This window comes from Paraburkholderia sp. SECH4, assembly GCF_030511745.1.
In the GTDB taxonomy this organism is placed as follows: Bacteria; Pseudomonadota; Gammaproteobacteria; order Burkholderiales; family Burkholderiaceae; genus Paraburkholderia; species Paraburkholderia madseniana.
In genome coordinates, this window is the sequence record NZ_JALOCP010000056.1 from 16,903 (window position 1) to 38,059 (window position 21,157).

The following is a 21,157-nucleotide window of genomic DNA, read 5'->3' on the forward strand; positions in this document are numbered from 1 at the left end:
CGCCGCGCACCACGATCCATCACGGTTGGACAGCGTGGTGCGCGGCATGAATTGCTATTGTGAACGAATTCACCGGCCTTCGTGCCCATGCGCAGCGGCGGCGCGGGAGGGTGATGAGCGCCGCGTCACCGCAATCATGAGCGGCGGCGCGTGCCGATGTGGCACATCAGTGGGTGATCGCGCCCATGCGCCCGGCCTGGTAATCGGTCACGGCCTGACGGATTTCGTCTTCCGTGTTCATCACGAACGGACCGTAGCGCACCACCGGCTCTTTCAGCGGCACGCCGCCCAGCAGCAGCACTTCGAGCGGCTCGGCGCCAGCTGTGAGCGTGATCGAGTCGCCGTCGTTCCCAAACACCACCATCTTCTGTGCGTCGATTTCCTGGCGTGCTTCCCCTTCGCCGTAGAAGCCCTTGCCGGACAGGCTGTAAGCAAACACGCGATAGTCGGCCGGCACCGGTTGCTGGATCGTCGCGCCCGGTTGCAGCGAGAAATGCTGATACAGGATCGGCGTGCGCGTTTCGATCGCCGCCTTCACGCCGAGCGCTTCGCCCGCGATCACCTTGACGCGGACCTTGCCGTCCGCGGACGTTGCGACCGGAATGCTGGCCGACGGTATCTCCTGATAGCGCGGCGCGATCATCTTGTCGCGGCGCGGCAGGTTCACCCACAGTTGCACGCCATGCACCCGCCCACCCGTACGCATGAACGACGGGTCCGGCATTTCACTGTGCACGACGCCTGCGCCCGCCGTCATCCATTGCACGTCGCCGGCATGCAGCGTGCCCGAATGGCCCGCCGAATCCTTGTGGCCGAACTGGCCCTCGAGCGCGTACGTGACCGTTTCGAAGCCGCGATGCGGATGATCCGGCGCGCCTTTTGCCTCGCCCGGCGCGTAGTCGATCGGCCCCATTTCGTCGAGCAGCAGGAACGGATCAAAATCCATCAGCAAACGGGTGGGAAACGGACGGTGGACGATAAAGCCGCCGCCTTCGGTCGTGCGAACGGCGGGAAACGTGCGTTCGATCGTGCGTGTCGTGCTCATCAAAAGTCACCTTGAAAAATGGGGAATAGCGTTATTTTTGAAACATAGAGCTATTATAGGGACCGTTTTCCTAGGCGCCAGCCACCCTCACGCAATGGATTGTTCTATTACTGGAACGATGAGATGAAGATCGATTCACACAATCTGAATGACCTGATGTATTTTTCGCAGGTCGTCGAACATGGTGGTTTTTCTGCCGCCGAGCGCGTGCTGGGCATTTCCAAGTCGCGCCTGTCGCGCCGGCTCACCGAGCTGGAAGCGTCGTTAGGCGTACGTTTGCTGCAGCGTTCCACCCGTAAGCTGGCGCTCACTGAAGCCGGCCAGCTCTTCTACCAGCACTGTCAGGCGATGCTGAGCGAAGCACAGGCGGCCGTCAACGTCGTGCAGCAATTGCGGTCGTCGCCACGTGGCACGGTGCGCGTGAGCGTGCCGGTGACGATTTCGCAGACCATCCTGTCGCAGATCCTGCCGGAATTCATGCATCGCTACCCGGAAGTGCGTGTGGTAATGCGCGTCACGAACCGTGTGGTCGATCTGTTTGAAGATTCGATCGATATCGCGTTGCGCGTGCGCTCTGCTCCACCGGAGAACGCCAACATCGTCGTGCGGCCGTTGTGGCGCACGCAGCAGATGCTGGTCGGCGCACCGAGCCTGTTGCAGCAGAATGCGCCGCCGCTGTTGCCTGCCGATCTGAGCCGGTTCGAAACGCTCGACGTGCCAACCGGCGACGGACGCCATGTCTTCGAGCTGATCGCCCCCGACGGCACGCGCCACGCGCACGAACACGAGCCGCGCCTCGTCACCGCCGATCTGATGACGATCCGTGAAGCGGTGCTGTCCGGCGTGGGTATCGCCGCATTGCCGGAGATGATGTACGGCAGCGCGCTGCGCGCGGGGCAATTGTCGCCGGTGATGCCGGGCTGGACCTTTCCGACGCCGCAGTTGTACGCGGTATTCGTGTCGCGGCAGGGAATGGTGCCGGCTGTGCGCGCGTTCGTCGATTATCTGGTCGAAATGCTCGATCCGGACGAAGGCAAGCACATCATGGGCGAGTGTCCGACGCGCACCGAGCAAGACGCCGCGCAGCCCGCTTTTGCGGTTGCCTCATAGCACTTATTACGCACGGCAACATCGCTTTTAGCATTTAAGCGCCGCCTGTCATGAGTACTTTCAATGGCGGTTTGCTTGAATGCGCGCGCTCACAGGCCTATAGTGAAATCCCTTCGCTAAGGAGTCTCTTATGCGAAAACTCATGGCCTCTATGATAGTGGGCCTGATAGGGCTGACCGCGCTGTCCGTGTCGATCACGGCTGTCGCATGCGGTGACTCGAGCTATCAGTCATCTTCTGATGGTAAATGATCCCGCCGCCCGAAGGCGCCGAGTGCGCAAAAAAAAGGCCTTCATCTGACGATGAAGGCCTTTTACTTTTAGCCCTTGTTTCAAGGGCTTTTCTGTTTTTTCGGCAGACGCTGCTTAACAAGGGCGCATTGCTGCGCTCAGATCACTTGCGATTATTTGCCTTTGGGCTGCGTGACGAAGCCGATCTTCGTGAGACCGCCGGCCTGCGCCGCCGACATCACTTCCGCCACTTTCTCGTACGCGACCTTGCGGTCCGCATCCAGATGCAGCTCCGGCTGCGGATTCGCTTGCGCAGCCTCTGCAATTTTCGCGCGCAGCGCTGCGTCGTCGACTTTCTTGTCGTCCCACAAGACGTTGCCGTCCGCATCGACGGAGACCGTGACTTGCGCGGGCTTGGTGTCTTCCTTCTGACTGCTCGCATGCGGCAGATCGATTTTGACCGCGTGACGAATCACCGGAATCGTCACCATGAAGACGATCAGGAGAACCAACATCACGTCGACGAGCGGCGTCATGTTGATTTCGTTCATCAGGCCGTCGTCATCGTCGCCGGCGAAGGGGCTCATTGCCATCGGAATGCCTCGTCGATCAGTTGGCGCGCGCGAGGCGCAAACCGTCGCCGCGTTTGGATGACGACAGACGGGCGCCCGTCACGAAGAACGCATGCAGGCCGTGTGCAAAGCGGCTCAGCTTGGCGACGATCGCCTTGTTGGCGCGCGTCAGTGCGTTGTAGCCGAGCACAGCCGGAATCGCGACGAACAGGCCGAACGCGGTCATGATCAGTGCTTCACCCACCGGGCCCGCGACCTGATCGATCGACGACTGGCCGCTTGCGCCGATTGCCAGCAGTGCGTGATAGATGCCCCACACCGTGCCGAACAGGCCGACGAACGGCGCCGTGCTGCCGATTGAGGCGAGAATCGCCAGACCGCTTTGCATGCGCGCGACGCTTTCGTCCATCGTGTCCTTCAGGCAGCGCGTCACCCAATCCGACACGTCCATGCGATCGTGCAGATGCGGCTGCGTCTGATGATGGTGATCGGCTGCTTCCTGGCCCGACAGCGCGAGCGCGAGAAACGGATTGTCCTGCGGCGTCGACGATTCGGCGCCGAGCTTCTTCACGCCGTCGGCGAGATCGTCCGAATGCCAGAACTGCTGCTCGGCATTCTTCGTGAGACGCTTCAGGCGCATCACATTCCAGCCTTTGATGACGATCACGCTCCACGACATGACCGACATGATCAGCAGCGCGAGCGCGATACCGCGCGTCACGAAATCCCCTTGCGCCCACACGTGCGCCAATCCGTAGTTTTGCATTGCAATTCCTTGTTTTTAAAATCTGCCTCAATCGTTCAGATTGAAGTTGTAAGGCTGGGTGGCCGTGGCCCGAATAGCCTGACCGTTCTCGACATAGGGCTTGCACGAGCTCGCATGCGCGGCGGCGATGGCGGCGTCGTCCAGACGGCTGAAGCCGCTGCTCTTTTTGAGCGAGATGCTTTCGACCTTCCCCGTCGGTCCGATGACGAACGTCACGTAGGCCGTACCGGTTTCGCCGCGGCGCTTCGACAGCGCGGGGTAGTCCGGCACGATCATGCTGCACTCGATGTGCGAGACATTCTTCGGCGCCGTGATGTCCATGGTCGGACGGCCGATTGCCGGCGCGGCCTGAGCGGCAGGCGCAGCCGGTGCGGCAGCCGCGGGCGTCGGCTCGGGCGCGGCGACAGGCGTCGGCGACGGAGCCGCGGCGACCGGCAACGGCGTGGGTGTCGGCTTAGGCGTTGGTGTCGGTTTGGGCTGGACCTTCGGCTTGGTGTGAACCGGCGGGATTGGCTTGGGCGGCGGGGCGATCGATTGCAGCGCCACGGGCGCGGCGACCGGTGCCGGCGCCAGCAACTGCGCGGTCATCACCTTCGATTCGATCACGGGTTGCAGCGGTTCATGACGCAGCGTCAGGATTACTGCAAGCAAAGCGATGTGAATTGCCGCGACCGCGGCAGTCGCGGCCAACGCACGGGCATTCATTCGGGGGGACGAAGCCGACGTGGCGCCGGCTGAAACGGGATGCGAGGCCTGCATGTTAGCGTGGCGGCGTGCCGTCGATGCGGCACGTCAGACAAGACATCGTCATGTTCGGAAGATCAACAGCGAAATGAACAAAGTAGTCACGAAACCAATCAGCAATTCCATCTCGAACTCCTTTTGACGGGTGAGCGGGTAGCTGGCTGGTACGGATACTGGCTTGCTGACGGCAGTGGGATAACGCGTGAAGCAGCGCGTGAAACAGAGCATGAAGCAGGGAGGCAGTGAACACTCTGGGCGCGCCGCGTGGGCCGCGCCCTCAAGCCGCGACTCAGGCGGCCTTGCGTTCGTAAAACGTCAGCGGCATGGCCTGCGAGTGATGATCGAAGCCGCAGCGGCTCGCGCACACGCCGCTTTCCATCATGACGCCGCGCACGGAATCCGCGCACTTGCCACAGCAGGAAGCGACGCCGAGTTCGAACTGGAGTTCGTCGAACGAATCGACGCCATCCGCGATCGAGGCACGGATCTTTCGGTCAGAAACAGACTTGCAGACACAGACAATCATGGCAGGGCGTCATAGCTAACGTTAATGCGAACTATTATCATTTTGATTGGCTCGTTTGGCAAGCGTCCTGCATGATTTTTTGTAACAAAACCAGACTCTTAGAAGGGTTTCGCCTAAAGAGCGGAATCCCGGGCAAGCGCCGGAGAAGGTGCGAAAACGCCTAAAAAGCGTGCAAAAAGGCCGCGCGGCGGCCCAAAAACGCGGTGGCGAGGGGTTTTATGCGGCTTGGGAATCCGGCGCTGCCGTGCGGCGCGACGGAATCACGACCTGGTCGACTGCGGCATCGATTTGCAGCAGGGTCGCGGCGAGCTGTTGCTGATGGGTGCCGTCGCTGGTCGAATAAAAGCGGGGCAGAACAGCGCCGGCGCTTTCCGGGACGGCGCGCAACCCGTGCTGGTCGAGTACCCGTTCGAGCTGGCGCGCAATGGCCACGCTCGTATCGATCAGCATTAGCCGGTCGCCGACGATGTCGCGGATCGCTGCATCGAGAAACGGGTAGTGGGTGCAGCCGAGCACCAGGGTGTCGGCGCCGGCATCGAGCATGGGCTGCAGGTAGCTGCGCAGCAGCGCGCGCAGTTCGGCGGAGCCTACGTCGCAGCGTTCCACCGCCTGTACGAGCCCGTGGCCCGGCTGGCAAAGAAAACGGCAATCGGCGGCGTAGCGCTCCAGCAGCCCCTGAAAGCGGGCACTGCGCAAGGTCACTTGTGTGGCGAGCACGCCGGCGACGCGTGTTTTCGACTGCAGCGCGGCCGGTTTGATGCCGGGTTCGACCCCCACCAGCGGAATCGCCAGCTTTTCGCGGACCAGCGCGATTGACTGTGCGGTCGCCGTGTTGCATGCGACCACCAGCGCCTTCGCGCCCTGGCTGGCGAGCCATTGTCCGATTGCGAGGGTACGGTCGGCGATGAAGTCGTCGTCGCGTTCGCCGTAGGGGGCGTAGAGCGAGTCGGCGACATAGATGAGCGCCTCGCCGGGCAGTTGCGCCCGAACCGCCCGCAGCACCGACAAACCGCCCAGACCCGAATCGAATATGCCGACCGGCGCTCGCGAACCGCCGCCTGAGGTGGCAATCCTGGCACTTGAGGACGGCGATTCTGCGGTCATAGGCGATGAGGACACGCGCGGCACAGCGGTCACGGAAAACTCACGAAAACGGGGAAGTGCGCAAGTATACCGCCCGCGCGGCGCCGGTCCTGACAAATGAGCTGCCAACCGGGACGGCGTACGAGCAGGCCCATGAACCGGCGCGCGGGCCGTTCCAACGTGGTCCGATCAGGACTCGACCGAACCCATCGCACTTTGCTGGTAGTTCTGGATGCCGACCTTGTCGATCAGATCCAGTTGCGTTTCGAGCCAGTCAATGTGTTCTTCAGTGTCGTCGAGAATCTTCACGAAGATTTCGCGCGAGATGAAATCACGTACGGATTCGCAATACGCGATTGCTTCTTTGCAGGTGCTTTGCGAAATCTGTTCGAGCTTCAGATCGCATTCGAGGATTTCTTTGGTTTCTTCGCCGATCAGCAGCTTGTGCAGGTCTTGCAGGTTCGGCAGGCCGTCGAGCATGAAAATGCGTTCGATCAGCCAGTCGGCGTGCTTCATTTCGCCGATCGATTCGTCGTATTCATGCTTGCCGAGTTTTTCGAGTCCCCAGTGCTTGTACATCCGTGCGTGCAGGAAGTACTGGTTAATGGCGGTGAGCTCGTTCTTGAGCTGGGAGTTCAGATACTCGATAACTTTCTTGTCGCCTTGCATGGGGTTTCCTTATTAGAGACTTGAATTTCCCAGAACAATAAACGCCGAAGGACAAAAAGCCAAGGCAAAAACACAGTTTTTTGCCTTGATTTGCAAGGTTTTGTGCGTGATGCGTACCGTTCTCATTTCATGATAAAAAAGCCGGGGTTCGAGGCCCCGGCTTCTACTTTTTCAGCTGTTACTGTCGATCAAACGCCGATCAAACCGTCGCGACCGGAATCTTGCCGATCTTGGCTTGCCACTCCTTCGGGCCGGTCTGGTGCACCGAGGTGCCGTTCGAATCGACGGCGACCGTCACGGGCATGTCCTGCACGTCGAACTCGTAGATCGCTTCCATGCCGAGGTCTTCGAACGCGAGAACCTTCGCGCTGCGAATTGCTTTCGATACGAGGTAAGCGGCGCCGCCCACGGCCATCAGATACGCGGCCTTGTGCTTCTTGATCGCCTCGATCGCAACCGGGCCACGCTCGGCTTTGCCGATCATCGAAATAAGACCGGTTTGCGACAACATCGTCTCGGTGAACTTGTCCATCCGCGTGGCGGTGGTCGGGCCTGCCGGGCCGACTGCTTCGTCACGCACCGGATCGACTGGTCCGACGTAATAGATCACGCGATTCGTGAAGTCGACCGGCAGCTTTTCGCCCTTCGCGAGCATGTCGGCGATGCGCTTATGCGCCGCGTCACGGCCCGTCAACATCTTGCCCGACAGCAGCAGCGTCTGGCCCGGCTTCCAGGCTGCGACTTCTTCCGGCGTCAGCGTGTTCAGATCGACGCGCTGGCTCTTTTCCGTGTCCGGTTCCCACTGGACTTTCGGCCATGCGTCGAGCGACGGCGCTTCGAGCTTCGCCACGCCCGAACCATCCAGCGTGAAGTGCGCGTGACGGGTCGCTGCGCAGTTCGGGATGATTGCGATCGGCTTGCTCGCAGCGTGAGTCGGTGCGGCCATGATCTTGACGTCGAGGACCGTAGCCAGACCGCCGAGACCTTGTGCACCGATGCCGAGCGCGTTGACCTTCTCGTGCAGTTCGACACGCAGTTCTTCGATCCAGTCCTGCGGGCCGCGCGCGATCACGTCCTGAATGTCGATCGGATCCATCAGCGATTCCTTCGCCATCACCATCGCTTTCTCGGCGGTGCCGCCGATGCCGATGCCGAGCATGCCCGGCGGGCACCAGCCTGCGCCCATGGTCGGCACGGTCTTGAGAATCCAGTCGACGATCGAGTCCGAAGGGTTCAGCATCGCGAACTTCGATTTGTTCTCCGAGCCGCCGCCCTTCGCCGCAACCTGCACGTCGACCTTGTCGCCCGGCACGATCTCGTAGTGGATCACGGCCGGCGTGTTGTCTTTCGTGTTCTTGCGCGCGCCTTCCGGCGGGCTGACGATCGATGCACGCAGCACGTTGTCCGGGTTCAGGTAACCGCGGCGCACGCCTTCGTTGATCATCTCGGTGACGCCCATCGTCGCACCGTCCCAACGCACGTCCATGCCGACCTTCACGAACACCGTGACGATGCCGGTGTCCTGGCAGATCGGGCGCTTGCCTTCGGCGCACATGCGGCTGTTGGTGAGGATCTGCGCGATCGCATCCTTCGCGGCCGGGCTCTCTTCGAGCTCGTAAGCGCGGCCCAAGGCCTGGATGTAATCGAGCGGGTGGTAATAGCTGATGTACTGAAGCGAATCAGCAATGCTCTGAATCAGATCTTCCTGTTTGATGACGGTCATGATGGCTAGCTCAGTGGGGACAATGGCGCTTGTTATCAGACTCGCAGGGCAGTGCGGTCAGTCGTGCGCCTTCAGGGGAGTGGAACCGGTCGAACTCACGACATGCAGCGCCGTGGGTTCCTGAAAATGTTTCGGATGTGTATGGGTGGTCAGACGGTCGACGAGAGCCATCACCAGCGCCGACACGAGGAATGCGACGTGGATGACGACCTGCCACATGATGGTGTGCGTCGAATTCTGATCGGGGCTGATGAAGGTCTTCAACAGATGGATCGACGAGATGCTGATCAGCGCCATCGACAATTTGACCTTCAGCACGCCGGCGTTCACGTGGTCGAGCCATTCCGGTTCGTCCGGATGACCCTCTACGCCCAGGCGCGACACGAAGGTTTCATACCCGCCGATAATCACCATGATCAGCAGGTTCGAGATCATCACCACGTCGATCAGGCCGAGTACCACCAGCATGATGTTGGTTTCGTCGAGCGTCATGGAGGCGCTGACCAGATGCCAGACTTCTTTCAGGAACAGGACGACGTACACGCCTTGCGCGACGATCAGGCCGAGGTAGAGCGGCACTTGCAGCCAGCGGCTCATGAAGATGAGGGCGGGGAGCGGACGCAGCGGGCGGCGCTGACGGGCTGAGTCGGGGCGCGGAGCGGACATAGGCAAGAGTCAGATGAAACGCAGGTGACGGAACACGGACTAAATGCGCTGATCCGCAGCGCATTTAGACGCGCGGATCAAGCACGCAAACGAGGCGCAGACGGCGCGGTACGCGGCCAGGGAAGGCCGGAAAAGCTCGCGTCAGGCGCGCTATTGTACAGCGTCGGTTAAATTTGCTGCGGCGCGGAGGGCAGTGCGGCGCTGACGAGGCCACCGGCGGCATCGCTTGACCTTCAGGCTCGCCAGCCAGATCCCTGCCACTGCGCAGGCGAGGTAATGAGAAGCAGGGAGTAACGATTCAAGCTGGAATCCAGACGGCTAGTTCAGTTAGCATTGTAAGAGGGCGTGCGAACCAGCGTAACGGTGCGGCGCCGGTGCGGCGTACGCGATGCTTCCCATGTACCCGATTTCGGCGTGGATCGCTTGTATCGGTATGTCGATCAGCACGCATGACCGGACCGTAGCGCGTAGCATGCCGTGCGTGGCTAGTCTGATCCAGTTAGGGTTTTCGCCCGCCACGCGATGCACCTCGCGTAAGTGGCCGGTAAGTTGCAAAGTTTATGTTTGAACGTGAGAGCGGAACGTCGGCCAGTCATTTGTGCTGCAGTGCGGCATAAATGAAAGTGAAAGGCGAACGGGCCGCGGCGCAGCGATCGGCGATCGCTGCGCGAGGGTTGGAGACAGCGCGCGGCCTATCGATCACGGATGGCGGCGCCATCATGACATGGCGAGCCATAGGCGCGCCGGTACAGGTTTTACGTTTCATCTTCACCAAGGGGTTGTCGATGTCTGCGATTGAATCGGTTCTTCAGGAACGCCGTGTTTTCCCGCCCTCCGCTGAAGCAGCGGCTGGCGCGTCGATCTCCGGCATGGATGCGTACCAGGCGCTTGTCGCCGAAGCGGAGCGCGATTACGAGGGTTTCTGGGGGCGCCTCGCTCGCGAGACGCTAAGCTGGAACACGCCCTTCAGCAAAGTGCTCGACGAATCGAAAGCGCCTTTCTACACATGGTTCGAAGACGGCCAGTTGAACGCGTCGTATAACAGCATCGACCGTCATGTCGAAGCCGGCAATGGCGAACGCGTCGCGATCATCTTCGAAGCCGACGACGGCACCGTCACCAACGTCACCTATCAGGATCTGCTGCAACGTGTGTCGCGCTTTGCGAACGCGCTGAAAAAACGCGGCGTGAAGAAGGGCGATCGCGTCGTGATCTATATGCCGATGTCGATCGAAGGCGTCGTCGCGATGCAGGCGTGCGCGCGGATCGGAGCAACGCATTCGGTGGTGTTCGGCGGCTTTTCGTCGAAGTCGCTCAATGAACGGCTGGTCGACGTGGGCGCTGTCGCGCTCGTCACGTCCGACGAACAGATGCGCGGCGGTAAAGCATTGCCGCTGAAGAACATCGCCGACGAAGCCATCGCCATGGGCGGCTGCGATGCGGTGAAGAGCGTGATTGTCTACAAGCGCACCGGCGGCAAAATCGCGTGGAACGAAAGCCGCGATCTGTGGATGCATGAACTCGCGCAGGCTGAATCGGATCAATGCGCGCCCGAGTGGGTCGGCGCCGAGCATCCGCTCTTCATCCTGTACACGTCGGGTTCGACCGGCAAGCCGAAGGGCGTGCAGCACAGCACCGGTGGCTATCTGCTGTGGGCCGCGCAGACCATGAAGTGGACGTTCGACTGGAAGCCCACGGATGTGTTCTGGTGTACCGCAGACATCGGCTGGATCACCGGCCATAGCTACATCACGTATGGCCCGTTGACGCTTGGCGGCACCCAGGTCGTGTTCGAAGGCGTGCCGACCTATCCGAACGCCGGCCGCTTCTGGGACATGATCGCCAAGCACAAGGTCACGCTGTTCTATACCGCGCCGACCGCGATCCGCTCGCTGATCAAGGCTGCCGAAGCGGACGAGAAAGTGCATCCGAAGAGCTATGACCTGTCGACGTTGCGCATCATCGGTACGGTCGGCGAGCCGATCAATCCGGAAGCATGGGTGTGGTATCACGAGAACGTCGGCGGCGGCCGCTGCCCGATCGTCGATACGTGGTGGCAAACCGAAACCGGCGGCCACATGATCACGCCGCTGCCGGGCGCGACGCCATTGGTGCCGGGGTCGTGCACGCTGCCGCTGCCGGGCATCATGGCGGCCGTGGTCGATGAAACCGGCCAGGACGTGCCGAACGGGCAGGGCGGCATTCTGGTGGTGAAGCGTCCATGGCCGTCGATGCTGCGCAACGTATGGGGCGATCCGGACCGCTACAAGAAGAGCTACTTCCCCGAAGAACTCGGCGGCACGCTGTATCTCGCCGGCGACGGCGCGGTGCGCGACAAGGAAACCGGCTACTTCACGATCATGGGCCGCATCGACGATGTGCTCAATGTGTCCGGCCACCGCCTCGGCACGATGGAGATCGAGTCGGCGCTGGTGTCGAACCCGCTCGTGGCTGAAGCTGCTGTGGTGGGTCGTCCTGATGCGACCACCGGCGAAGCCGTGTGCGCATTCGTGGTGCTCAAGCGCGCGCGTCCTGAAGGCGAAGAAGCGGTGAAGCTCGCCAACGAACTGCGCAATTGGGTCGCCAAGGAGATCGGTCCGATCGCCAAGCCGAAGGACATCCGCTTCGGAGAGAACCTGCCGAAGACGCGTTCGGGCAAGATCATGCGTCGCTTGCTGCGCTCGCTCGCGAAGGGCGAGGAAATCACCCAGGACGTGTCGACGCTGGAGAACCCGGCGATTCTCGATCAGCTCGGCGAGTCGCTCTGAGCTTAGGTTTGCCTGGGTTTGCAGCAAGGGTGTGTCGAACGATATGCCCTTGGCTGGACCCAGGTATCGACCACTCACGTCAGGCTGTTAAAGCCACCGCGCGGACAATCCCAATTGCCTGCCCGGTGGCTTTTTGATACATAGGCGCATGGCTGCGCCACACCACTCCTCTCACGCTACGCTCAATCCCGCGCCCGAACCCCCTCCGGTCTCGGCAGCGATGGCGCGCGCGCATCAGAAATACTGGCGCTTCAATCTCGCGTTGATCGCGACGTTGATGACGTTGGGCTTCGTGGTGTCGTTCGTGTTGCCGCTGGTGGCGCCGGCGTTGGATCAGATGCGCTTCAACGGCTTCAGGTTGCCGTTCTACTTCGGTGCACAAGGGGCGATTCTGATCTACGTAGCGTTGATCGTCGTTTATATCCTGCTGATGCAGCGCGCCGACCGCCGTCTGCAACGCGCTTTCGATGCGGATGCCAGTGCCGGTGCCAGTGCCAGTGCCAGTGCCGATTCCACCACGCCCGCTGCGCGCGGAAGCTGAGCCGATGAAGCTCACGAACCGGCTGATCCGCTCATACGCGCTCTATACGCTCGGCTTCCTGCTTTTCATCTATGTGATGTGGCGCATCGAGCGGACCACAGGCCCCGGCGTATGGATCGGCTATGTGTTCCTGTTCGTACCGATCGCGGTCTATGCGGTGATCGGGTTGCTGTCGCGCACGTCCGACCTCGTCGAATACTACGTAGCGGGGCGGCGCGTGCCGTCCGTCTTCAACGGCATGGCGACTGCGGCCGACTGGTTGTCCGCCGCATCGTTCATCGGCCTCGCCGGGTCGATCTATGCGACCGGATATGACGGTCTCGCGTATCTGATGGGCTGGACCGGCGGCTATTGCCTCGTCGCGTTCCTGCTCGCGCCATATGTGCGCAAACTCGCGCGCTACACGATTCCCGACTTTCTCGGCACGCGCTTTTCGAGCAACGCGGTGCGTGGACTCGCTGCGTTAGCGGCGATCCTCTGTTCGTTCGTTTATCTGGTCGCGCAGATTCAGGGCGTCGGCTTGATCGCGACGCGGTTTATCGGCGTGGATTTCGCGGTTGGTATTTTCTGCGGACTCGCGGGCATTCTCGTGTGTTCGTTTCTGGGCGGCATGCGTGCGGTGACGTGGACCCAGGTCGCGCAATACATCATCCTGATCGCGGCGATTCTGATTCCCGTGTCGATGATCGCGCATAAGGATGGTCTCGGCTGGGTGCCTCAGTTCAACTACGGGCGCTTGATGGAGCGCGTCGAAGGCCTGGAGAAGCAGGTGCGCGACGCGCCGCTCGAGCAGACCGTACGTGACGATTATCGGCGGCGCGCCGAGCTGATGCAGATGCGGCTCGACACGTTGCCGCAATCGTTCGTCGACGAGAAGCTGCGCCTCACGCAGGAAGTCGCGGACTTGCGACGCCACAATGGTCCGCTGCGCGAGATCAAGGAACGCGAGCGGGCGCTCGAACAATTTCCACACGATGCCGCGGCCGCACAGATCGTCTGGACCCAACGCCGCGATGAGATGCTGATGCGCGCGGCCGCGCCGGTGCCGATGCACGAGCCGTTTCCCGTTACGAGCGAAGAAGACAGGCGTACCCACGAGCGCAATTTTCTGTCGCTGCTGCTGTGTCTTTCGCTTGGCACCGCGAGCCTGCCGCATATCCTGACGCGCTACAACACGACGACCTCGGTGGCGTCCGCGCGACGCTCGGTCGGCTGGACGCTGTTCTTCGTCGCGCTGTTCTATCTGACGGTGCCTGTGCTGGCAGTGCTGATCAAGTACGAGATGCTGACCAACCTGGTGGGTCATCACTTTTCCGATTTACCGCAGTGGCTCACGCAGTGGCGCAAGGTCGAGCCGAGTCTGATCAGTCTTGCTGACACGAACGGCGACGGTATCGTGCGCTGGAGCGAGATCCAGATGCAGCCGGATATGGTGGTGCTCGCCGCGCCCGAGATCGCGGGGCTGCCGTATGTGATGTCCGGGTTGATCGCGGCCGGTGCGTTGGCCGCGGCGCTCTCGACTGCGGATGGTTTACTGCTGACTATCGCCAACGCGTTATCGCACGACGTCTACTACCACATGGTCGATCCGACAGCATCGAGCCAGCGGCGCGTGACGATCTCGAAGATTTTGTTGCTTGGGGTGGCGTTGTTCGCCTCGTATGTGGCTTCGTTGAATACGGGGAATATTCTGTTTCTGGTGGGCGCGGCGTTTTCGCTGGCGGCTTCGAGTCTGTTTCCTGTGCTGGTGTTAGGCGTGTTCTGGAAGCGGACCACGCGACTCGGGGCTGTCGCGGGCATGGTGGCGGGGCTGGTGGTGTGCATCTACTACATCGTGTCGACGTATCCGTTCTTCACGCAGATGACGGGCTTCGCTGGAGCTCGGTGGTTTGGCATCGAGCCGATCAGTTCGGGCGTGTTCGGCGTGCCGGCGGGGTTTCTGGTGGCGATCGGGGTGAGCCTGGTGGCCCGGAAACCGGACGCTTATACGAGGGCGCTGGTGGACTACATCCGGCATCCTTAGGCCGGTTTGCGCATGGGTCTGGCGCAGGGCCCGAAGTTTGCTATAATTCGGCTCCCCGCCGGAGAGATGGATGAGCGGTTTAAGTCGCACGCCTGGAAAGCGTGTATAGGTTAATAACCTATCCGGGGTTCGAATCCCCGTCTCTCCGCCACGAATTGAATGAGAAGCCGTTGAATTTAAAAGAATTCAACGGCTTTTGGCTTTTTAGGCCCATCGCCAGGCATTGGGTATGCAAACGCCCCTGTTCCCAGATCGAGCCAATCCGAAATATCCCGAGGTCCGTTTAGCGCGATGTCGACGCGCATCCAGCCACGAGGAATGCCGTCGTCATCCCCTTTCTCGTCGATTAGCGGGCGTGACTGCCTGCAAGAAATCGTACCACCTCAATTATGTTCAACACGGAAGCCATAAAGGCACCCGATGCTGTGCTGAAAACTCGCTGGCATTGTCTCTCGCGTTAGGAGTCACCTATTCAGTCCTGATTCGCGAACGCAAAGCCTCTTTGCTCAGCACAACCAGATAATTATCGAGGATTGTGAATTCTTGTTAAGACGTCGCGCACCTGACACGTCTTGACAATACTCACGGTGCGTTTCCGATATCCTCGACTACGGTATTAATACGGTGTTCGAAGAGGAATGAATAACCAGACGTACCGGTTTGCGTACAACAAGCTTTGAGGGATGTTAGTCGCGGTCGAAGAAACTACGGCTGAAACGGGCAAGGCCAATCATGGGGAATCTACTGCCGGACGGCGCCGTTCAGCTGGAGGCCAGACCATTTCAGCGTTCGCACTATGTCCATGCGGCGTTTGCCGCGGCCATGCCCGATGGTGTTGCGAGTGACTGAAATTAACGTCAGTTAATCCGGAATATAACATGCATTTAACCAGCGACTTTGACCTCACGAAACGCTGGTTTCAGTGATTTGGCCGCAGCGTCCTTGTCACTACTCGCCTAGACGAGTGATTGCTGCCGGCAGATCATGCTTGCCAGTTTTTGCCTCGCAATGCCACATCAGTAAATCTTCTGGTCGATAGGCTGAAGATGCTTTCTGCATCAGTGTTGCCCATTCACGTCACGTTACAAAATCAAACTATTGGTTACCAATTGTTTCTGATAAATTGCGTGCGCGTTCGAGTACATCAGACAAATACAAATGAATAATCGTGCATACCGGCTTGTATATAGCAAGCCGCGGGGGATGCTGGTGGCCGTTGCGGAAACGGCTACTCGAGCACGCCGATCGACTATGGGTCACAAATTGGCCCGCATGGAGCAGGATATTTCTCCTGTGCGAGCACTGACTGTCTGGTCTATAACGCCAACGTTGATCCGAATAACCCGGGCACGCAGGCGATGTATCGGAGTGAGAATACTGCGCTGCTCGTCGGTGGGACGGTCTTGACCGGCGTAGCAGGTCTAGTTGCGCCGGAAGCTGCTATTGTGATCGCCGCGGCAAACAATGGCATGCGTACATATTCGGGCGCCGCTGGTGCAGCGGTCAATGCGGCCTCTCAGGGCATCCAGATCTTCAAAGACCCCACTAAGGAGTTTGATTTTGTTGATACGGGCAGCGCGTTCGCGACCAACTATGCCACGTACGGTACCAGTGTCGCAGTCACTGTCGGCGCTACTGTAGCGACGTCTGTCGCAGCCGACCTGTTGGTTAAGCCTGTGACGAACAGCAATCCACCTAGTAAGGGAGACGCAATTGCAAATGCCGGCACGAACGCGGTGTCGAGTGCTGCTGGCTATGCGATCGGCGATGCTGTAGGGGAGACGGCTGGCCCGTTTGTGGGAGCGGGCGTATCAGAACTCCTTAACTGGGGAAGTGGTGCTATGCAGAATTATGTTTCCCCGTCGAAGACAGAGAGGAAATAGATCTATGCGAAAATGTTTGACCATCTGGTGTCTTCTAACAAGCGCGATTTCTATCGCGGTCCTTTTGTTACTGCCGCTAAAAATCGCCGCGGGCCACTATTTGGGCGGCCACCCGTGGCCTAACTTGGCTGCTCTTTCGTTCCGCGATGTGTTGTCTTTGCTCGGCGAACTTGTGCTACTGGCTGGCCTAGTTTCCTTTTTTATCGTGCTTGGTAACTGGTTTTGGCCGGACAAATTCCCGCTCCGCGCGAGATTCGGGCGCAAGGATGACTAACATGTACAACCGCCAGCTTCCTGGCAAGAAGGAGGCCCTTGCTAGGAAGCTGGCAGGCTCGAGCAATGGCCAGTGCACCGTACAACAGATGGCCGATATGTTGTGGCTGGCGGGTGTCAAAGGCAACTCGATAACACCGGATTCGATTGCGACCGTGAATGTCGCTAATGCGGGTACCGTGTACGACAACCCGTCCGCGGGCGAGCCAGAACGAGTCAGAGCGATTCCGTTTGTCAGCAAGATACCAGGAGTAAAGCCATGATCGATCTTCAATCCGGGAAAGTAAGGTTCGATGACGGATTTGAAGTCTCGTGTGCGACGACAATCGCGCAGCTTGAACGCTCTGTCTCAACGAAGCGGTCGCCGGCGACACCAGACCATACCCAGCTAAGCATCGGTGCCCACATTTCCGGGCAGAGAACTTGGGGGGTGGGCGCGATTTTTTTTCGTGAACGGTTAAAGCAAATTTGGCTTCAGTGTCTTAACGCCGATGGCGTTGATCCTGACGCTTGGGACATAGGAAACGAAAAAGCAAGAAAGAAGTTTCATGATGAATTTCTGATGGTCGCATGTTTCGGGAAGAGTGTCCTTGAAACATCTCCGGCTTCTTTGGGGTGGGCGTTTTCGTGGGGGAAGATCTCCTCGGTCATCGACATGCGTGGGGTGCAGGCATTGATCGTTGTCGACTATTGACAGTGCTGAGCGAATATATTTGGTCGTTTTATGTATTCACTTGCGCCTAATCGCTGTTCTGCTGTTGGCGTGGCTTTTTCAAATGGTTTAATCCAATCGCTGCAGATGGCGTCCAGGAAATGCTGAGCGGTGGCTATAACGGTGCGACGAGTGCGCTATCTCCACCCACTGCTAAGACAAAGAAATGACAAAGACAGTCATAAGAGTCTTCTTGCTTGGATGGTTATGGCTAACAATCAAGCTGATCTTTGCTGGCGTCGTCGGAACGGCAATTATGATTTTGGTTACCGAGCGGACCCTTGATTTTCACCATCGATCATTCGGAATGGTCTTTTTGCTATATTTTGTTCCAGGCTCCCTTGCGGCGTTCTTCGTACGACTAGGCATCTTGCTCGAAGGAAAATAATTCGGATCTGTATAGCCGTCAATTGCACCCGACGGAAGCGCAAAGGTCGCGCAGCTATGGCATCAGTCTCTGAGTGGAAGAGACTTTGGCATGGAAAACGGACCCAAAAACTCAGTGGCGAGAGGGCGTTTCATGTGAGTGAGCGGCATCAATGACGAGGCAATGACCGTCGTTTTCGCGCAGTACGAGGGGTTGGATTTCAACGGTACTTTATCTGTCGCATCGGGGGAGCTATTGAAAATTGTGGAAGCACGATGACACGTAACTTGTCACTCTTCATCCGTGTTCTGACGGCAGGCGGCATCTTCGCCCTCACTGCCGGTTGCACACCCTCACATTACGTCACAACTGCGGCTCCAGACTATCAGCCGCAAGTTTCGGCTCGTGTGCGTATCCAGTCGGGCAATGACCTGCAAGCTGCTTCGTTCAGAGTGGGTGCGTGCTATTCGAATGGTTGGCAGGGCGACCCGCAGCGGGTCAGCGTCGACGACGGTTTCTGGGCGCGCTACAAATACTCGTCACGCAGCGTTGTGATTGGCATGCCACAGAGTCCCCGACCATGGATGCGGATCGAGGGTCTGCGTTTCAAGGACATGATCCGGGAATACGTCGTTCCGGCTGGGCAGCCGATCACGTTATCGCTGAGTACAGCCGGTGACGTAGGCAGCAGCAAGTACGGTGGCTATTCGTGGGCCTGCAAGCCGCACGAGATGACCTTCACGCCGATCGCTGGGCAGGATTACGACGTGTACTTGGCCTTGCAGGAAGAAGGACGCAAGTCACATGGCTGTTCGATCGAGGTTCACCACATCGATGCCAGTGGACTGGACGAACCCGTGCAAACGCATTACGCACCTAAATGTCCGTCGTCCGACGCAGAGGCCGCGACAAAACGGGGGCCGTGAAAAGCGCCAAGCAGTCAGATCAATAATAACCAGTAGAGAAAAAGACCAATGCAACACTTACGCGTTGCGATAGCACTGTCGGCAGGACTGACGGTGACAGCTTTCGGCGCTTCGGCGCAAACGTCGCCGCCTTCGCCCGATTTCGCAAATGCCGCACGCAGCGCGGCACAGCAACAGCAACTTATCGAGCAGCAGCGTCAGGCGCAAGAACGCGCTCAGACCGTCAATGCGCCTGCCGTCCGATCAGGCACACCCAATGCCACGGGCTGGCCTGATCTGCCGACCGAGACGCCGTGCTTCCGCATCCAGTCATTCGTCCTGGACGTACCGGCGACGTTGCCCGATGCCGTTCGTGCGCAAGGTGACTCGGCGCTGCCGCAGGACCGTTTTGCCTTTGCCCGTGAATGGCTTGATCACTATAGCGGTCAATGCGTCGGCAAACAGGGGGTGGATCTGATCGTCAAGGGCCTCTCGCAGGTGATTCTCAGCCGAGGCTACATCACCACGCGCGTGCTTGTCCCGGAGCAGGACCTGTCGAAAGGAACGTTGCGCCTCTCGCTCGTGCCCGGTGTCATTCACCAATTACGCTTTGCCGACGCCGCGACGCGTGGCACGTGGAAGTCGGCATTTCCGGCACGCGGCGGCGACCTGCTCAACCTGCGCGATCTTGAACAGGGGCTTGAGCAGATGAAGCGCGTCGCGAGTCAGGACGTTGATATGCAGGTCGTGCCGACCGAAACGCCTGGTGAGAGTGATGTCGTGATTACCGTGAAGCGCACGAAGCCGTGGACGGCCGTCGCCTCGATCGACAACTCCGGCCAACGCGCGACGGGCACGTGTTCGGTCCCAACACGGCATTCCTGGCAGGCACGCAGCTCGCGGGCGCCGTCGTCGGTTTGCGCGGCAGTGTGTCGAGCCATTTCGGTGCGCTCGGTTATGACGTGTTCGCAGGGACACCGTTGTACAAGCCAGCCACCTTCAATACAGCGCGCGTCACGTTGGGATTCCAGCTGACCGCCCAGTTCTGATGCGTTCCCGAGTGCCGCTGCCGCGTCTGGTTTCTCCGCTTCGCGGTGCTGGGCAAGATCCCTTTTATCAACGTCAACCTCTCACGACGACTATCAAGTGACTTTCATTACTCGTTGAGGACGTAGCAAAAAGCTTCTTACGATTGCACGCGGGCATCGTTGAGATCGGTCGGCATGAAAAAACGGTGGCCCGGCTGAAGCGCGATGTTTTTCCGTGTGGCTGTTCTTGCAGACGTTTTCTTCACCGCTACGTTTATGTCCGACGTATACCGTCCAGGCGAATACAATTCGCTTGGTACTTGGGCGGATACTGAGAGTTTTAAAACGAAGGCTGGCTTGCCTTTCCCGACGACTTTGGCGATTTTGCCTTCGACGCCGTCGGCAACAACAATGCACGGAGGACAAATGTCGAAGCGCGTGTTGTTTGCGGTTTTGCTCCTGACGCTCGGCGTGATCGGGCAGTGTGCGGCCGCGCAGTCCATGATCGAACTCAGGATAGGCGGCAAGACCCAGTCGTTTAGCCAAGGGGCGCTGCTGGCGCGTCCGGATGCCGCTGAGATTCACGTTCCGGTAGATGTGGCCTACGGTACGTCGACGACCTATCGCGCAGTGCCGCTGGCCGACCTGCTCGGCGGCGCGACGTTGCCCACGGACAGCGTGCTCGAGGCACGTGCGACCGACGGCTTCGCCGCGCAACTGCCGATGGACCTCGTGCGCAATCGTGATCCTGCGAAAGCCGTCGCATGGCTCGCGGTCGAGGACCCGGCGCAGCCGTGGCCGAAGCTGCCGGGCAAGCCGGTCAGCGCCGGACCGTTTTACCTGGTATGGATCGGCAGGGAAGCGGCATCCGTGCGCAGCGAACAGTGGCCTTACCAGATCGCGCAACTTGCTACGCAACCCTCGCCATCCGCGCGTTGGCCGGTGCTCGCCGTCGATCCGATGCTGCCGGCAACCGATCCGGTTCGCGCGGGCCAAAGCCTGTTCATCACCCAGTGTCTTGCCTGTCATCGGCTCAACCATGCGGGCAGTGCGGACACCGGCCCCGACCTCAACGTGCCGATGAATCCAGTCGAATACTTCCAGCCCGCTGCATTGCGCCGCTACATTCGCAATCCGGCATCGGTTCGAGACTGGCCCGGCCGGACCATGCCCGCTTTCCCGCAGGATCAACTGAGCGATCGCGAGATCGATCTGATCATCGCTTATCTTGCGTACATGGCGCAGCGGAAGGTTGGACGGTAACTCACTATTCCACCTGATTGCGCGCCGCGAGCGGATTGACCACCTTGCCGACGTCTATTGCACTGACGACCCGCGCCACGCGCAGGCGTGAAATGCCGGGATCCCAGCGGACTTCCACAAAATGCACGCCATGAATGAAAACAAAACGTAATAAAAATATTTCCAAATATTTCTAAAGAACTCGTTAGTAATGTCGTTATTCGTCTGTAAGCATTGGATCTACACCGTCGCGGATTTTGTTGACGCGCGAAAGGATCGGCT

At 59.6% G+C, this 21,157-nt stretch carries 20 protein-coding genes, 1 tRNA gene and 1 pseudogene; 12 read left to right on the forward strand and 10 right to left on the reverse strand.

Annotated elements, in window-relative coordinates:
• Nucleotides 1-166 precede the first annotated feature (166 nt).
• The gene (locus M0D67_RS38750) at nt 167-1,045 is read right to left on the reverse strand and encodes a pirin family protein (protein ID WP_171928116.1); all 879 of its coding nucleotides are present in this window, start codon (nt 1,043-1,045) and stop codon (nt 167-169) included.
• Between the two features lie 123 nt (nt 1,046-1,168).
• Here M0D67_RS38750 and M0D67_RS38755 point away from each other — a divergent pair, with 123 nt between their 5' ends.
• Nucleotides 1,169-2,155 (forward strand): LysR family transcriptional regulator, encoded by a 987-nt coding sequence (locus tag M0D67_RS38755; protein ID WP_154565527.1) that lies wholly within the window; start codon nt 1,169-1,171, stop codon nt 2,153-2,155.
• A 402-nt stretch (nt 2,156-2,557) separates the two neighbouring features.
• Here M0D67_RS38755 and M0D67_RS38760 read toward each other — a convergent pair whose 3' ends face one another.
• The 8 genes from M0D67_RS38760 to M0D67_RS38795 all read right to left on the reverse strand — a co-directional run bounded on the left by M0D67_RS38760 (nt 2,558) and on the right by M0D67_RS38795 (nt 9,133).
• Nucleotides 2,558-2,977 (reverse strand): biopolymer transporter ExbD, encoded by a 420-nt coding sequence (locus M0D67_RS38760; protein WP_054042130.1) that lies wholly within the window; start codon nt 2,975-2,977, stop codon nt 2,558-2,560.
• Between the two features lie 16 nt (nt 2,978-2,993).
• Nucleotides 2,994-3,722: a MotA/TolQ/ExbB proton channel family protein gene (locus M0D67_RS38765; RefSeq protein ID WP_054042128.1), complete on the reverse strand. Its 729-nt coding sequence runs from the start codon at nt 3,720-3,722 to the stop codon at nt 2,994-2,996.
• 27 nt (nt 3,723-3,749) lie between these two features.
• Nucleotides 3,750-4,481 (reverse strand): energy transducer TonB, encoded by a 732-nt coding sequence (locus M0D67_RS38770; RefSeq protein ID WP_154565528.1) that lies wholly within the window; start codon nt 4,479-4,481, stop codon nt 3,750-3,752.
• A 274-nt stretch (nt 4,482-4,755) separates the two neighbouring features.
• Nucleotides 4,756-4,992, reverse strand: coding sequence for a bacterioferritin-associated ferredoxin (locus tag M0D67_RS38775; RefSeq protein ID WP_097391932.1), 237 nt, complete (start codon nt 4,990-4,992; stop codon nt 4,756-4,758).
• Nucleotides 4,993-5,208: 216 nt separating this feature from the next.
• A complete protein-coding gene (gene murI, locus M0D67_RS38780) occupies nt 5,209-6,096 on the reverse strand; it encodes a glutamate racemase (RefSeq protein WP_154565529.1) in 888 nt (295 codons plus the stop codon).
• A gap of 168 nt (nt 6,097-6,264) precedes the next feature.
• Nucleotides 6,265-6,744 (reverse strand): bacterioferritin, encoded by a 480-nt coding sequence (gene bfr / locus M0D67_RS38785; protein ID WP_154565530.1) that lies wholly within the window; start codon nt 6,742-6,744, stop codon nt 6,265-6,267.
• Between the two features lie 199 nt (nt 6,745-6,943).
• Complete coding sequence (locus tag M0D67_RS38790) at nt 6,944-8,467, reverse strand: fumarate hydratase (RefSeq protein WP_154565531.1); 1,524 nt, start codon at nt 8,465-8,467, stop codon at nt 6,944-6,946.
• A gap of 57 nt (nt 8,468-8,524) precedes the next feature.
• Nucleotides 8,525-9,133 (reverse strand): TIGR00645 family protein, encoded by a 609-nt coding sequence (locus M0D67_RS38795; protein WP_171928119.1) that lies wholly within the window; start codon nt 9,131-9,133, stop codon nt 8,525-8,527.
• A 785-nt stretch (nt 9,134-9,918) separates the two neighbouring features.
• Here M0D67_RS38795 and acs point away from each other — a divergent pair.
• From acs to M0D67_RS38845, 11 genes and pseudogenes are all read left to right on the forward strand, one after another.
• Nucleotides 9,919-11,901, forward strand: a complete 1,983-nt coding sequence (gene acs, locus M0D67_RS38800; protein WP_154565533.1) for an acetate--CoA ligase — start codon at nt 9,919-9,921, stop codon at nt 11,899-11,901.
• A gap of 148 nt (nt 11,902-12,049) precedes the next feature.
• Nucleotides 12,050-12,442 (forward strand): DUF4212 domain-containing protein, encoded by a 393-nt coding sequence (locus M0D67_RS38805; protein WP_154565534.1) that lies wholly within the window; start codon nt 12,050-12,052, stop codon nt 12,440-12,442.
• Between the two features lie 4 nt (nt 12,443-12,446).
• Nucleotides 12,447-14,465, forward strand: coding sequence for a sodium:solute symporter family protein (locus tag M0D67_RS38810; RefSeq protein WP_154565535.1), 2,019 nt, complete (start codon nt 12,447-12,449; stop codon nt 14,463-14,465).
• A 60-nt stretch (nt 14,466-14,525) separates the two neighbouring features.
• A tRNA-Ser gene (locus M0D67_RS38815) sits at nt 14,526-14,616 on the forward strand.
• 1,007 nt (nt 14,617-15,623) lie between these two features.
• Nucleotides 15,624-15,872: an ESPR-type extended signal peptide-containing protein gene (locus M0D67_RS42190; protein WP_154565536.1), complete on the forward strand. Its 249-nt coding sequence runs from the start codon at nt 15,624-15,626 to the stop codon at nt 15,870-15,872.
• A complete protein-coding gene (locus M0D67_RS38820) occupies nt 15,869-16,348 on the forward strand; it encodes a hypothetical protein (RefSeq protein ID WP_154565537.1) in 480 nt (159 codons plus the stop codon). Before M0D67_RS42190 ends, M0D67_RS38820 begins: the two co-directional genes overlap by 4 nt.
• 275 nt (nt 16,349-16,623) lie before the next feature.
• Nucleotides 16,624-16,884 carry a hypothetical protein gene (locus tag M0D67_RS38825; protein ID WP_154565538.1) on the forward strand — a complete coding sequence of 87 codons (261 nt, stop codon included), beginning with the start codon at nt 16,624-16,626 and terminating at the stop codon, nt 16,882-16,884.
• Nucleotides 16,881-17,315, forward strand: coding sequence for a hypothetical protein (locus M0D67_RS38830; RefSeq protein WP_154565539.1), 435 nt, complete (start codon nt 16,881-16,883; stop codon nt 17,313-17,315). The genes M0D67_RS38825 and M0D67_RS38830 overlap by 4 nt, the downstream gene beginning before the upstream one ends.
• A 660-nt stretch (nt 17,316-17,975) precedes the next feature.
• Nucleotides 17,976-18,626 (forward strand): hypothetical protein, encoded by a 651-nt coding sequence (locus M0D67_RS38835; RefSeq protein WP_154565540.1) that lies wholly within the window; start codon nt 17,976-17,978, stop codon nt 18,624-18,626.
• A 48-nt stretch (nt 18,627-18,674) separates the two neighbouring features.
• A pseudogene (locus tag M0D67_RS38840) lies at nt 18,675-19,460 on the forward strand (POTRA domain-containing protein); the annotation flags it as partial.
• Between the two features lie 599 nt (nt 19,461-20,059).
• Entirely contained in the window at nt 20,060-20,896 is an 837-nt protein-coding gene (locus M0D67_RS38845; protein ID WP_266242649.1) for a cytochrome c, read from the forward strand.
• Nucleotides 20,897-20,900: 4 nt separating this feature from the next.
• Here M0D67_RS38845 and M0D67_RS38850 read toward each other — a convergent pair whose 3' ends face one another.
• Entirely contained in the window at nt 20,901-21,014 is a 114-nt protein-coding gene (locus tag M0D67_RS38850) for a molybdopterin cofactor-binding domain-containing protein (protein ID WP_233465044.1), read from the reverse strand.
• Between the last annotated feature and the right edge of the window lie 143 nt (nt 21,015-21,157).